A 339-nucleotide genomic window follows, 5' to 3' on the forward strand; every position below is an offset into this window, starting at 1 on the left:
TTTCTTTCTTTACTTAGACAAAGAGTTACCCGACTATACATTGGTCAGAGAAAAAATGAAAGAAGGAATAGAGAAGCTGATCAAAAGAATAAACACATAAACAATACACTCATTACTGACTACTCACCATTGATCATTCACACCCATGAAGCTCCTCCTTCAAATAGTAAGCTATCCTTTTATTCTGCTCATCCGGTTTTATCAATACGTAATCTCACCGAATATCGGACCCAAGTGCAGATTCACACCAACTTGTTCGCAATATGCGGTAGAGGCTTTACAAAAGCATGGATTGTTCAAAGGTGGATGGTTATCCATCAAAAGAATCAGCAAGTGCAG

1 protein-coding gene is annotated in these 339 nt (G+C 38.1%); it reads left to right on the forward strand.

Translation table 11 applies throughout. The annotated features are described in order from the left end of the window. Window positions 1–145: 145 nt before the first annotated feature. On the forward strand, window positions 146–339 hold a 194-nt coding region (gene yidD / locus VJI94_RS08130), incomplete at its 3' end, for a membrane protein insertion efficiency factor YidD (protein ID WP_324008983.1).

Origin of the sequence: Parvimonas sp. D9, assembly GCF_035282565.1 — a bacterium.
Classification (GTDB): domain Bacteria; phylum Bacillota; class Clostridia; order Tissierellales; family Peptoniphilaceae; genus Parvimonas; species Parvimonas micra.